This window comes from Sphingomonas lycopersici (genome assembly GCF_026130605.1).
GTDB lineage: Bacteria > Pseudomonadota > Alphaproteobacteria > Sphingomonadales > Sphingomonadaceae > Sphingomonas > Sphingomonas lycopersici.
This window is the reverse complement of the sequence record NZ_JANFAU010000006.1, coordinates 97228-109080: the sequence shown is the minus strand read 5'-3', so window position 1 is coordinate 109080 and position 11853 is coordinate 97228. Positions and strand designations below refer to the sequence as shown.

Sequence of the window (11853 nt, the reverse complement as noted above, 5' to 3'; positions counted from 1 at the left end):
CATCAAGGACGTCGGCCCCAGACCGGAACCTCAAGTGCATCATTCCGCCCCCGGCGCACGATCCCATAACCCCCGGTCGGCAGCTTCAGGCTGTGCAATCCGCTGATCGCGGCGGAAAGCGCAGCATCCGCCAGCAGCGCGAAGCGCGCCGCGCCGTTGCTGGTCACGACGAGCGTCGGCGCATCGCGATCGCCCGACGCGAAAAGCGCGCGCCAACCCGCCTTGCGCGCCTCGGCATCGACGATCCAATCAGGCGGCGGGAGCGCCTGCTCGTCCCAGGCGGTCAGCGCGGCGCAACCGATACGGGCGAGCACCGCATCCTCGGGCTTATCCTCATCGGGGCCGTGATCGATCTCACGCAGCCATTCGCACGGCTCGGCGGCCGGGGGATCGGGCTGGTGGGCCAGAATCGCCTCGGCCGTCTGCCGCGTCCGCGCGAGCGGCGACACCAGGACGCGCGCGAAGCGCCAGCCCGATGCGGCGAAATGCGCCCCGAGCCGGTGCGCCTGCGCGACGCCCTCGTCGGTCAGCGACAGATCGGTGCGCGCACCGATCCGGCGCGGCGCCTCCCCGGCGGCGAAGGTATTGCCATGACGGACGATCACGAACATCGCGTGACTTCAACCGGGAAAAGGATCCCCGAGGCGGGCGATCGCGGCTTCGGCGAGCGCGAGATCGGCGGGCGTGTCGATACCGGAAAGGGCATGGTCCGGCGTTTCTACCTCGACCGTGGCGATGGTCCAGCCGCTTTCCAGGAAGCGCAATTGTTCGAGCCCTTCGAGCTTCTCATAAGCGCCCGGCCCCGCGGCCGCGAACCATTCCAGCGCGGTCATGCGATAGCCGTACAGCCCGAGATGCTGCCAGACCGGGGACCGCCCGCCCGCCGCACGCAGCGCGGCCTCGTCGCGGATCGCGGGGATGATCGCCTTCGAGAACCACAAGGCCCGCCCGTCGGCGCCGCGCACGCACGTCGTCCCGCTGAACGGCGCGTCGGCCTTGTGCGCACGAAGCCGGTCGAGCCGGTCCCAGTCGAGCTGATAGACCGGGGTGGCGACATCCGCGCCGCCGCCGCGCAGCGTCTCGATCAGCGTCGCGACCACCGCCGGCGGGATGAACGGCGCGTCGCCTTGCAGATTGACGACGATCGCGGGCGGCACGGCGCGGCCGCGCGCCGTCGCACAGGCGCGCGCCGTTCCCGAATCGAGTTCGGCCGCGGTCATCACGACATCGAGGCCGAGATCGCGGGCATGGTCGGCGATGCGAGCGTCGTCGGTCGCCACCACCACGTCGCAATCGCCGGCTTGCCTCGCTGCGGCGCGCGCCACCGCGGTCACCCGCTCGAGCAAGGTGCGCCCGGCGATGCTGAGCAATGGCTTTCCGGGAAGACGAGTCGATGCGTAACGAGCCGGAACGACGATCAGATCAGGCAACGCCCATCCTGACGATATCGTGCATGTGAACGATCCCGATCAGCATTCCCGCATCGTCCACCACAAACAGCACCGAGACGGCATGGTCGTTGAGCGTCTTCAGCGCCTCCGCCGCCAGCGTATCGGCGGTCACCGTCACCGGCTGGGGCGACATGTGGAGCGCGATATCATCGTTGAGATCGTGGACCGCGATGCAGCGGCGCAGATCGCCGTCGGTGAACGCACCGATCAGCATCCCCGCCTCGTCGACCACCGCGGTGCAGCCGTAGCGCTTGCGGCTCATCTCGATCGTCGCGCTGGTCAGCGAGGCGCCGCGCGTCACGCGCGGGATCTCGTCGCCGGTGCCCATGATCTGCCCGATCGTGCTGAGCTGCACGCCCAGCCGTCCGCCCGGGTGGAAGATGCGGAAATCCGACGGCGTGAAGCCGCGCGCTTCGATCAGCGCCACCGCCAGCGCGTCGCCCAGCACGATCTGCAGCGTCGTCGACGAGGTCGGCGCCAGTTCGTTCGGGCAGGCCTCCCGCACCGTCGGCATGATCAGGCAGATGTCGGCGGCGCGCGCGGCGGTGCTGTCCGCCTGCGAGGTCGCGACGATCAGCGGCACGCCGTAGCGCCGGCAATATTGCAGGATATCGCCCAGCTCGGTGGTCTCGCCCGACCAGGTGATCGCCAAGACCACGTCCTCACGGGTGATGATGCCGAGATCGCCGTGGCTCGCTTCGCCCGGATGGAGATAGAGTGCCGACGTCCCGGTCGAGCACATCGTCGCGGCGATCTTGCGCGCGACATGTCCGCTCTTCCCCATGCCGGTGATGATGACCCGTCCGCGCGTCGCGGCGATCGTCCTGATCGCGGCGTCGACCGATCGGGAAAGCGCCGGCGCCTGCAGCGCTTCTCTGAGGATTTCGAGCGCCTGAAGCTCTATATCCAGCGTCTTCAACGCAGACGAGGCATAGCGCCCCTGGAGAACTTCAACTTTCATAACGCCCCGGCTACCAACACATCGTCAACGAAATGTAACACACCGCCCATCCTAGCGAATGTTCGGCATCGGGAAACCACCATTCGCCTCAATTCGGCTTTAAAAGAATCGACGGTCCGTACCATTGGCGCTGCCCTCTTTCTGCGCTAGCCGGCAATCCACGATGCTTCAAGAATTAGCTGACGGGTATTTTTTATGATCCTCTGCGGACACGCAATTGGCGCCGACACGCCTTTATTCGCGATCGCCGGCCCCTGCGTCATCGAAAGCGAGGAACTGACGCTTTCCATCGCCGAAACGTTGGCCGGGGTGGCGCAGCGGCTGAATCTGTTGCTCATCTTCAAAAGCTCGTTCGACAAGGCGAACCGCAGCTCCGACCGCTCCTTCCGTGGGCTCGGGATCGACGAGGGCCTGCGCATCCTCGAGAAAGTACGCGAGCAAACCGGGCTTCCGGTGCTAACCGACGTCCACGAACCCGGCCAGGTCGCCGCGGTGGCGCAAGCGGTCGACGTGCTGCAGACCCCCGCCTTTCTCGCGCGGCAGACCGATTTCATCGCCGCGGTCGCCGCCTCGGGCAAGCCGGTCAACATCAAGAAGGCGCAGTTCATGGCGCCGGCCGACATGAACCAGGTCGTCGCCAAGGCGCGCAACGCGGCGACCGCGGCCGGGCATGACCCGGATGCCTTCCTGCTGTGCGAACGCGGCACCTCGTTCGGCTACAACAATCTCGTTTCGGACATGCGCGGGCTGGCGATCATGGCCGCGACAGGGTGCCCGGTGGTGTTCGACGCGACGCATTCGGTCCAGCTGCCCGGCGGCCTCGGCGAACGCTCGGGCGGGCAGCGCGAATTCGTCCCGCTGCTGGCGCGCGCGGCGGTCGCCGCCGGGGTCTCGGGGGTGTTCATGGAAACCCACCCCGATCCCGACAAGGCGCTGTCCGACGGCCCCAACGCGCTGCCGCTCGACCGCATCGAGGCGCTGCTCGCGCGGCTGCAGGCGATCGACGCGATCGCCAAGGGCTGATCGGCCGCACCACGAACCTTATGGCCCGGGAAAAGCCCGGGCCACGGCGAAATGCCGCGATCATCGATTGCGCTCAGATAGTTATTGGCGGAAACGTAAAGTCATGGCGTCCCAAGCGAAGCGAGTGAGGGTCGGGACGGCGTTGCTCGCGCCGCTATGGGCGGTGCAACTCGTCACCTCGGCCAAGAGCTTCCTCGACAATCCGATCATCGGATCGCGCCGCTTCAACGCTTACGGGCTCCACCTGGCGCGGGTCAGGCTGGCGGCCGCACTGTGCGCGTGGCGTCGCCGCCGGCTCGCGCGGCACGTCCGCCCCGAATGGCGCGAGGCCTTCGAGCGCGACGGCTTCGTCGCGATCCATGACGTGCTCCCGCCGGGCGAATTCGCCGCGTTGCGTGCGGCGATCCTGTCCTATCAGGGTCCGGCGCGCGAAATGCGCCAAGGCGATGCGATCACGCGCCGGATGGCGATCGATCCCGCGATGCTCGCCGCGATTCCGGCGTTGCGCGCGCTGCTCGCGCGCAAGGATCTCGTCGCGCTGTTCCACTTCGTCGCCAGTTTCCGCACGACGCCGCTGCACTATATCCAGACGATCGTGACGCGCGACGGCGGCAACGAGCCCGACCCGCAGGAAGCGCTTCACGCCGACAGCTTCCACTCCTCGCTCAAGGCGTGGCTGTTCCTCAATCCGGTGGCGGAGGACGAAGGGCCGTTTACCTATGTGCGCGGGTCGCATCGTTTCACCCCCGAGCGGCTCGCCTGGGAACGGCGACGCAGCCTCGCGGACCCGCAGGCGATCGACCGGCTCTCTGCGCGAGGCTCGCCGCGGGTCTCGAGCGAGGACCTCGCGGCGATGAAGCTGGGGCCAGCAGAGCCGCTGGCGGTGCCGGAGAATACCCTCGTCGTCGCTGATACGGTGGGTTTCCACGCGCGGGGCGCCTCCGCACGCGGCGGCGAGCGGGTCGAGATCTGGTCCTATGCGCGGCGCAACCCGTTCCTGCCCTGGCTGGGCGGCGATCTGCTCAGCCTGCCGGGCATCGCCGAGCGGCGGGTGAACTGGCTCTGGGCGCTGCGCGACCGATGGGAGACAGGGATCGGGCAGCCGTGGCGGTCGGTGGGGATACGACGGGCGGTTGCCGACGCAGTCGCTGCGCGCGACACTCCGTAAAACTCATGCCGCTTCGTATTACCGCCGAAACAAATCGGAGCGGCCTATGAAACGAACGCCGAGTCCCACCTATCGCTCGTCGATCAGTTCTTGAGGGCTTGAATCCCACTTGTAACAGTCAAAAGCGGGGCAAACAGCTGGCTGATAAGCTGAATTACCTTACTAGGCTGATTGGCGGCGGCATTACCGAAGTACAATACGTCCTTGTCACGCATGGGGAAGCGCTGCGCGACGAAGTAAGTTCCCGCTTTCATCATATTGAGATGATAAACCATCGGCACATCGTTGCCGCGCTCATCCCGCACGTAACGCAGCAGAAAGATCGCAGCGGGGTCGCCAAGGCTTGGATTGGCTCCTCCTGCCGTCGCAATCGCCTCCGCTAGGGAGACCGAAGATCGACCAAAAGGAATCTGCTCGACGCGTCCGGAAGCGCCCAACACCGAATAAGTGCGCGGATTGTTGATCAGCATCAGGCGGTCACCGGGGTAGGCCCGGATGTCCGAGCTCGGATTTTCCGCCAGATCGTTCACCCGAAGATCGACGCTCCGACCACCACGAACTATCCGCAGCGTCAGATCCTTGGCATTCCCCCGATAACCGCCAGCAAGCGCGATCACATCCGACAGCGTTTCGCGGTTCGTCTGCAGCACGAGCCTTCCCGGTTTCGCTACTTCGCCTCCGACGATGATCGAGTTCGTGATAGTCTGACTCAACGTTACCAGCACTTGCGGGTTCTGCGAAAGGCGACGTAGTGAATTCCGAATCATCGCCTCGACCTGACCGGTCGTCGTTCCCGTTACGTGAAGCGTGCCGGCATAAGGGATGGTGATAGTGCCAGCATCGTCTACCCGCGTCGGCGGGAGCTTCTGCACCTGGACGCCGGGGGCGGCCGCCACCTGGTTCGCCGCGCCAGCACCACCCCTGTCCGAAAACAGCGTAACGCCCGCTTCATATATATTGATATCCAATACGTCACCGGGACCGATCATATCGGTCGGCGGAGGCGCGAGTTCCGGCAGCGCCGCGACCGCTGGCGCGTCCGATGCCACGTTCGGCACGTCGGCGACCGTGCGGATTTCGACCAACTCGATCGGCGCCCCTTCCTCCGGTACGCGGGCCGATTTCTCAATCTGCTTGCCGGTAGGGCCGCTTGAGGGGAGCGTAGCACACCCCCCGAGCCCCGCGAGCAGGACCAGACAAAGGAAATTTTTAGCTTGCATTGCTGAATTAACTCGGGGCTTGCGGCTTCGACGGCGGCACGCCTTAGCATCGGGATTCAAGGATGGACAATAGTTCCCCGTACATTAAGGTCAGCGGGGCGCTACCCGACCTTGCGCGCGGCTCTGCGTTGGCCTAGCGCGAGCGGGTCCTAGGTTCCCCATTGAGCCGCTGCAAAGATATTTATGAACGTCAATCCTTCGTTCCCTGCCGAAACCGAAACGACCGTCCGCCCACCCTTTTCGGACTGGTTAAAAAAAAGGCGTTGGTTCATCATCTTCGTCGTTTTTCCGACGATTCTCGCAGCGCTCTATTATGGCCTGATTGCGTCGGATATTTACATTTCCGAATCTCGCTTCGTCATCAAGAGCCCCGATCAGAAGCGATCGCCAGTGTCTACATTAGCGAACCTTGTCCAGATGACCGGGATGTCGAGCGGCCAGGAACAAGCAAACGAGGTCCTCACCTTCGTCCGTTCTCGAGACGCGCTTAAGGCGCTGGAGAAGAATCCCGACATTCGGGCAAAATTTGCTTCAGCTCAGGCAGATTTCATTTCCCGTTTTCCGCATCCGTTTTCGGAAGATACTTTCGAGAATTTGTTTAAATACTATGACAAGATGGTCGACGCGCGCCTCGACGCCGAGACTGGAACCGCTACGATCAAGGTTCAGGCCTTCACCCCGCAAGACGCCTATGAAATCAATCAGCAACTGCTTTACCTCAGCGAGGCGCTGGTAAATCGGCTCAACGCCCGCGCGCAAACAAAAGCCATCGCCGAAGCCCAGAATCAGGTGCGCGTGGCAACCATCAGGGCAAAGGCGGCGCGTGTCGCGCTGGCGGAGTATCGCAACACACAGGCGTTGATCGACCCAGGCAAACAAGCAGGCGGCGTGCTCGAGATCGCCAATAAGATGATTGCCGAGCGCGCGGCCCTTCAGGCACAGCTCGATTTGATGCAGCGCGTCGCGCCCAACAACCCCTCTATTCCGGCGCTCCGGACGAGGATCAGCGCGATGTCTGCCCAAATCGCTTCGCAAGACAGCCGGGTGGTCGGAACCGATACCGGCATTGCCTCTAAAATCGGAGGCTACGAGAATTTGCTGGTCGAACAGGAATTCTCGACCCAGAGCTTGAACGCGGCCAACGCGGCACTCGTCCAATCTCGAGCCGAGGCCCAGCGCCAGCAATTCTATCTTGAGCGGGTCGTCGATCCGAACCTGCCTGACATGCCGCTGCTGCCAAGGCGCCTTTTGAATGTCATCATTGTCGCGGCGGCTGCGATTTGCCTTTACTTCATTGCGTGGATGCTAATTGTCGGCATCCTTGAGCACGCGCCAGAAGACTGACAATGGCTAGAAACGGGCTTCGCAGGCTTAGAGAAGGCTGGACAATTCAAGTCCGCGTGCTTCACGCACTGATCATCCGCGAATTGACCACCCGATTTGGCCGTGAAAACATCGGCTTTTTGTGGATCATGGCTGAACCACTCCTGTTTGCAGGCTTGGTCTCTCTCCTTTGGCGATTGACCAAAGGCCCCCAGGAGCACGGCATAAGCGTTGTTGCCTTTGTCGTGACGGGCTATATCCCACTCACCCTATTCAGGCACGCCGTGCAGCGTAGCGTCGTCATTTTCACGGTAAATAGCAGCCTGCTTTATCATCGGCAGATAAAGATTCTCGACTTTATCCTAGCCCGCTTCACCATCGAGGTGCTTGGGTGCATGATGGCGTATCTGGCGATCGCAACGGTACTCGTTGCGTTCGACTTATTTCCGATACCATCGGATATCGGCCTTTTTATCGCGGGTTGGGCTGCTTACGCGTTTTTATGCTTGTCGATATGCCTAGTGATATCTCCGATCTCCGAAATGTCCGAGGTTTTGGAGAAGTTTGTCCCGGTTACAACATATATCATGATCCCGTTCTCCGGAGCGTTTACGTTACTTTCGTGGATGACCCCTGGCATGAGAGAATATCTTCTTCTTTCGCCATTTGTTAACGCAATGGAGATGATGCGGAAAGGCCTATGGGGCGACGAGATTATCGCTTATTACGACCCCTGGAATCCCATTATCACCTCGGTTATAATTTCGTTGGTCGGCCTCACGCTTTGCCGCCGCGTTCGCCGGACACTTACAGTCGAATGATTATCTGTAGCAACCTTTCGAAAACCTATACGCACGGCGCGTCGTCCAAGCAGGTTCTTGCCAATGTTAACCTGGTTGTCGAACGAGGCGAGCGCATTGCGCTGCTGGGGCGAAACGGGGCGGGCAAAACCACGCTCATCAAATTAATTGGCGGCGTCGAAATGCCGACATCCGGCAAGGTTATGCGCCGCATGTCGGTGTCATGGCCGCTCGGCTTCTCAGGGGGGTTTCAAGGCAGCCTGACGGGTTATGACAACGCGCGATTCATCGCTCGAATCTACAAGAAAGATTATTCAGAAATACGATCATTTGTTGAAGATTTTACGGAGCTTGGCCGACAATTAAGAATGCCGGTGAAAACATACTCGTCCGGCATGCGAGCACGGCTGGCCTTCGCACTATCACTTGCAATTGAGTTTGAGTGCTATCTGATAGATGAGATTATTTTGGTGGGTGATCAGAATTTTCATCGCAAGTGCCATTACGAGCTATTCGAGAAACGACAGGATAGAACTCTTATTCTAGCCTCTCACAGCACAGATCTCGTTCGAAACATCTGTAATCGAGCAGTGCTTATTCACGATTCACAAGCGGTGAGTTACGATGACGTCAATGCCGCGGTGGACACATACTCTCAGTTATAGCCCCGTTCCCGGCGGCGTCGGACGCTAGAGCCGAACGCCCGCTAGGTGACGGCCGCTCGTGAAATCGACGCGATCAAGCCGCAACACGGTTTGCGAAGGTAGGTTGACCTCAAGACACCGATGTGCTGCGTTCGCCTCGCCAACGGCAACCGGCCCGGACGCGTTACGAGGATCCCATGCACGCGGAACTCCAACGAAGCGGATGAACAGTTGCACTTTATGCAACTGAACGGGATCGGTTTGACGCATCGCAGCGCGGCGCTGAGCACAACCTCGGTCCAGGAAAATGAAAGATAGAAAAATGGATTACGTTGATTTTGCTGCCAGGAATTTGATGGCCGTTGAGGCCACGAGATTCCAGCGATTTTCAGCTTCAGAGGTGCCGTCCTGTAACGAGAAACTGCGCTATCGGGGATTTGTGAATTGCCAGGCAGCAAAAGGCGAAGATTCATTCGTAATGTTTACGAATGCGGATGACGTGGTGGCCGGTCACTATATGTATGCAGGACCCGCAAGTTTCGAAACAGGAACGCTGAAGCTTTGGTGCCATCTTTCAAAAAGATCGGAGTGGGTCTTTGATGTGGGCGCCTTCACAGGCGTATTTTCCTTAGCTGCGGCAACCGCCAATCCCTCCTGTCGGGTAATGGCATTTGAACCGTCGTTTGTTACATACAGCCGTTTGCTCGTTAATATATTTGGCAACGAATTAGACAGCCGGATATCCCCAATGCGTTTTGGACTCGGGATGGAACTGGGAGAGCTTGAGCTTCGTCATCCTTCGGGCGTCTACGTAATGGCGAGCGGCGAGAGCTTTCTTAACACGCACATTTCCGATCCGTGGTTTACCGAGAAGGTTCCAGTTATCAGCCTTGATCACCTTCTCGGTAATCAGGAAGTTTATCGCAAGCAGATTGTTATAGATTCAAATTTCGACCGGGTCGATTTGATAAAGATCGATGTCGAAGGGTTCGAAATTGAAGTCCTGAAAGGAATGAGGGAGGTAATAGCACGCGATCATCCGATTGCGATTGTAGAGATATTGGACACCGAGAGTATCGGCAGCGTTTTGGATTTATTCGGTTCTGAATATCACATGAAGCATATCGACGAAGATAGCGGTCGGTTGATGGATCGGCCGACGGGGACCAATAAACTTTTTATCCATCGCGACCAACTCGGCACGATATCGGATTACATCTGAACACCGCATCGCCTTTTCTGCGCATTGAGTAGCGGACCGCGTCAAGAAAGGTCCGGCTGGCATTTTCATCAAATGCCGGTGATCGGCGAGCTGATAGACGCAGGGAAGCCCCTGGTCTTCGGCCCAGGCATAACGGCCGTCGCAGTCCCGGCGACAACCTGGATTTGTTGCCGTCCGGCGAGCCCGCCGCAGGCGGTGATTGGCTCCCGGTCAGGCGGCAGGCGACGGGGCGCCGGCGCCCGAAGTCGCCGACGGTCATGCCGGGTTTGCCCGGCTCGGCGATCAGCTCGGCCCGCTCCCGCACGCCCCTCCATCCCGAGATCGAGGTGTCAGGTATTGTTCCCGGGGCGCGTCGGCGGCAGTGTTCAAGCCCCGGAACCGACGCCTCGTCGCGATCTGATCGTGCACGAAATCCGGGCTCCAGCGCCGATTGGGCAACACCAGCGCCGAATCCGGTACCCGCGCACCTATTGCACGGCGCCGAATCCCATCAACTTCTCGTCCTGGTAACGTCGCCGGGCCTTCTTGCAATTGATCAGCACGCCCTTCCCGCCGAGGGATGTGTAGCCGACGAGAGGCGAACCGACCGCGCTGCTGGGCGAGTTCGTGCAGCTTCGGTCGACGCTCGCCATCATCGGTAACCGACCGATTGCTACTGCGATGCCTGTGCCTTGAGGCGGTTGGCGAGTTCGGGATCGTCGACGAAGTCATCAAGGAACTGGTGCCAGGTGTTGGTGGTGAGACGCGCTTGGCTGAGCATGTCCGTCAACTCATCGACGCCGTGATCGGTTAGCGCGGTGATGGTCTCGTCGGGGCCGGTACAGACGCGGATGATGGTGCCGTAGGTCAGGTTGTCGCCATTCGAGACGATGGCTTCCAGCAATTCCACGTCCTCGTCGAGTATCCTGGCGACATAATCGAGGGTGAGGACGTAGGTGACCGTGGCCATCAGGCGGCCAGTGCTTGCGGGACGGTCAGCGGTGCCCAGTTCCAGGGGAGTAATTCAGCGATCCTGTTGATCTTGTGGTCGTGGATGCGATTGAGCAGGTCGGTGATGTAGGCTTGGGGATCGAGGCCATTCATCTTGGCGCTTTCGATGAGCGTCATGGCGCGCGCGAGGGTTTCGGCGCCGGCCTCGGAACCGGCGAACAGCCAGTTCTTCTTTCCCAGGCATATGGGCCTGACAGCACGTTCGGCGGCATTGTTGTCGATGGCGACGCGGCCATCGTCCAGAAACAGGCTGAAAGCGTGCCAGCGACCGAGGCCACAGCGAAAGGCCTTGGCGAGATCGCCTTTGCCCGGGATCCGGGTGAGCTGCGTCTCGGCCCAGGTCTGCAGGGCCCCGAGCTTCGGCTTGCTCAGTTCCTGGCGCACGGCCCGACGGATATCGGCGGGCTTGCCGGTGATCTCGCGCTCGATGTCATAGAGCTGCCCGATACGCTCGAGTGCCTCGTGTGCGATCTCGGATTTTTGCGACACCCAGACGTCGTGGAAATCGCGTCGCCAATGGGCAAAGCAGGCGGCCTCGCGGAAGCGCGGGTTCGCATCCGCGCCGGGTTCGTAGAGCTTCGAATAGCCCTTGTAGGCGTCGGCCTGGAGAATACCGCGCGCATCGCGAAGATGGTCCTGGACGTGCTGTGCATTCCAGCTGGGCGCATAGCGATAGACGCCCCCGGGCGGGGCGACGCCGGCCCAGGGGCGCTGATCACAGACGTAGACCCAGATGCGGCCTTGCTTGACACCCTTGCCGATACCCCTGGCGCGTTCCGGAGCCAGCACGCGGATGGGTGTGTCGTCGGCGTGCAGGACGTCGCTGCCCAGGACCGATGCCTCGATCTGGTCGATCACGGGCTGCAGGGCCCGCATCGAGCGGCCACACCAATCGGCAAGTGTGCTGCGCGGAATATCGGCGCCTGCTTTATTGGGACGGGCAAGGGTTTTGCCTTCCCGGCCCAATATCTCCGCAGACGGCCCTCGCTCTCGCTCAGGACGTCCATATCGACGTCCTTATGGACGTCTCTTACCCACTCAACCCACCCTC

The 11853-nt window shown here is 61.3% G+C and carries 11 protein-coding genes and 2 pseudogenes; 6 read left to right on the top strand and 7 right to left on the bottom strand.

Going from position 1 to position 11853, the window contains the following annotated elements; translation table 11 throughout:
• Nucleotides 1–2 precede the first annotated feature (2 nt).
• The 3 genes from NED98_RS13460 to NED98_RS13450 are packed head-to-tail and all read right to left on the bottom strand — an operon-like array spanning nucleotide 3 to nucleotide 2412.
• Nucleotides 3–611 (bottom strand): histidine phosphatase family protein, encoded by a 609-nt coding sequence (locus NED98_RS13460; RefSeq protein ID WP_265313361.1) that lies wholly within the window; start codon nucleotides 609–611, stop codon nucleotides 3–5.
• Nucleotides 612–620: 9 nt separating this feature from the next.
• Nucleotides 621–1430, bottom strand: coding sequence for a 3-deoxy-manno-octulosonate cytidylyltransferase family protein (locus NED98_RS13455; RefSeq protein WP_265313360.1), 810 nt, complete (start codon nucleotides 1428–1430; stop codon nucleotides 621–623).
• The gene (locus NED98_RS13450; protein WP_265313359.1) at nucleotides 1423–2412 is read right to left on the bottom strand and encodes a KpsF/GutQ family sugar-phosphate isomerase; all 990 of its coding nucleotides are present in this window, start codon (nucleotides 2410–2412) and stop codon (nucleotides 1423–1425) included. The genes NED98_RS13455 and NED98_RS13450 overlap by 8 nt, the downstream gene beginning before the upstream one ends.
• 195 nt (nucleotides 2413–2607) lie before the next feature.
• On the opposite strand from NED98_RS13450, the gene kdsA reads away from it, so the two are divergent.
• Nucleotides 2608–3435: a 3-deoxy-8-phosphooctulonate synthase gene (gene kdsA / locus NED98_RS13445; RefSeq protein WP_179512867.1), complete on the top strand. Its 828-nt coding sequence runs from the start codon at nucleotides 2608–2610 to the stop codon at nucleotides 3433–3435.
• 124 nt (nucleotides 3436–3559) lie between these two features.
• A complete protein-coding gene (locus tag NED98_RS13440; protein ID WP_265313358.1) occupies nucleotides 3560–4603 on the top strand; it encodes a phytanoyl-CoA dioxygenase family protein in 1044 nt (347 codons plus the stop codon).
• An 83-nt stretch (nucleotides 4604–4686) separates the two neighbouring features.
• Here NED98_RS13440 and NED98_RS13435 read toward each other — a convergent pair whose 3' ends face one another.
• A complete protein-coding gene (locus NED98_RS13435) occupies nucleotides 4687–5688 on the bottom strand; it encodes a polysaccharide biosynthesis/export family protein (protein WP_349293265.1) in 1002 nt (333 codons plus the stop codon).
• A 318-nt stretch (nucleotides 5689–6006) separates the two neighbouring features.
• Here NED98_RS13435 and NED98_RS13430 point away from each other — a divergent pair, with 318 nt between their 5' ends.
• From NED98_RS13430 to NED98_RS13415, 4 genes are all read left to right on the top strand, one after another.
• On the top strand, nucleotides 6007–7167 hold the full coding sequence (locus tag NED98_RS13430) for a KpsE/RkpR family capsule polysaccharide export protein (protein ID WP_265313356.1): 1161 nt from the start codon (nucleotides 6007–6009) through the stop codon (nucleotides 7165–7167).
• Nucleotides 7168–7169: 2 nt separating this feature from the next.
• The gene (locus NED98_RS13425) at nucleotides 7170–7967 is read left to right on the top strand and encodes an ABC transporter permease (protein ID WP_265313355.1); all 798 of its coding nucleotides are present in this window, start codon (nucleotides 7170–7172) and stop codon (nucleotides 7965–7967) included.
• On the top strand, nucleotides 7964–8611 hold the full coding sequence (locus NED98_RS13420; protein WP_265313354.1) for an ABC transporter ATP-binding protein: 648 nt from the start codon (nucleotides 7964–7966) through the stop codon (nucleotides 8609–8611). Before NED98_RS13425 ends, NED98_RS13420 begins: the two co-directional genes overlap by 4 nt.
• 301 nt (nucleotides 8612–8912) lie before the next feature.
• The gene (locus NED98_RS13415; RefSeq protein WP_265313353.1) at nucleotides 8913–9812 is read left to right on the top strand and encodes an FkbM family methyltransferase; all 900 of its coding nucleotides are present in this window, start codon (nucleotides 8913–8915) and stop codon (nucleotides 9810–9812) included.
• 238 nt (nucleotides 9813–10050) lie between these two features.
• Here the strand turns inward: NED98_RS13415 and NED98_RS13410 are convergent.
• The 3 genes and pseudogenes from NED98_RS13410 to tnpC all read right to left on the bottom strand — a co-directional run.
• Nucleotides 10051–10448: pseudogene (locus tag NED98_RS13410) on the bottom strand (IS3 family transposase); the annotation flags it as partial.
• A 16-nt stretch (nucleotides 10449–10464) separates the two neighbouring features.
• Complete coding sequence (locus NED98_RS13405) at nucleotides 10465–10761, bottom strand: hypothetical protein (RefSeq protein ID WP_265313352.1); 297 nt, start codon at nucleotides 10759–10761, stop codon at nucleotides 10465–10467.
• Nucleotides 10761–11732, bottom strand: a pseudogene (gene tnpC, locus NED98_RS13400) (IS66 family transposase); the annotation flags it as partial. The pseudogene tnpC and the gene NED98_RS13405, both read right to left, overlap by 1 nt.
• Nucleotides 11733–11853: the final 121 nt, after the last annotated feature.